1 protein-coding gene is annotated in these 1,070 nt (G+C 64.8%); it reads left to right on the plus strand.

Going from position 1 to position 1,070, the window contains the following annotated elements; genetic code table 11:
• A partial coding sequence (tuf, locus tag ACFQ2S_RS24670) for an elongation factor Tu (protein ID WP_386079396.1) occupies window positions 1–1,070 on the plus strand: 1,070 nt, incomplete at both ends.

The following is a 1,070-nucleotide window of genomic DNA, read 5'->3' on the forward strand; positions in this document are numbered from 1 at the left end:
CACGTTGACCACGGCAAGACGACGCTGACGGCTGCGATTACGAAATACTTCGGCGACTTCAAGGCCTACGACCAGATCGACGGCGCGCCGGAAGAGAAGGCCCGCGGCATCACGATCTCGACGGCGCACGTCGAGTACGAATCCGACGCGCGTCACTATGCGCACGTCGACTGCCCCGGCCACGCCGACTACGTGAAGAACATGATCACCGGTGCCGCCCAGATGGACGGTGCGATCCTTGTGTGTTCGGCCGCCGACGGCCCGATGCCGCAGACCCGCGAGCACATCCTGCTGGCCCGTCAGGTCGGCGTGCCGGCGCTGGTCGTTTACATGAACAAGGTCGACCAGGTCGATGACGAGGAGCTGCTGGAGCTCGTCGAGATGGAGATCCGCGAGCTGCTCTCCTCCTACGACTTCCCGGGCGACGACATCCCGATCATCAAGGGCTCGGCTCTGGCCGCGATGAACGGCACCGACCCCGAGATCGGCGAGAACTCGATCCGCGAGCTGATCGCGGCCGTCGACGAGTTCATCCCGACCCCGGACCGTCCGGTCGACCAGCCGTTCCTGATGCCGATCGAGGACGTGTTCTCGATCTCCGGCCGCGGCACGGTTGTGACCGGCCGCGTCGAGCGTGGCGTTGTGAACGTGGGCGACGAACTGGAGATCGTGGGCATCCGCGACACCAAGAAGACGACCTGCACGGGCGTGGAAATGTTCCGCAAGCTGCTGGATCGTGGTGAGGCCGGCGACAACATCGGCGCGCTGCTCCGCGGCATCGACCGTGAAGGCGTGGAGCGTGGCCAGGTTCTCTGCAAGCCGGGTTCGGTTAAGCCGCACACCAAGTTCGAGGCCGAAGCCTACATCCTGACCAAGGAAGAGGGTGGCCGTCACACGCCGTTCTTCGCCAACTACCGTCCGCAGTTCTACTTCCGCACGACGGACGTGACCGGGACGGTGACGCTGGCCGAAGGCACCGAGATGGTGATGCCGGGCGACAACGTGTCGTTCACCGTGGAGCTGATCGCCCCGATCGCGATGGAAGAGAAGCTGCGCTTCGCCATCCGTGA

Origin of the sequence: Tropicimonas aquimaris (genome assembly GCF_042676185.1) — a bacterium.
GTDB lineage: Bacteria > Pseudomonadota > Alphaproteobacteria > Rhodobacterales > Rhodobacteraceae > Tropicimonas > Tropicimonas aquimaris.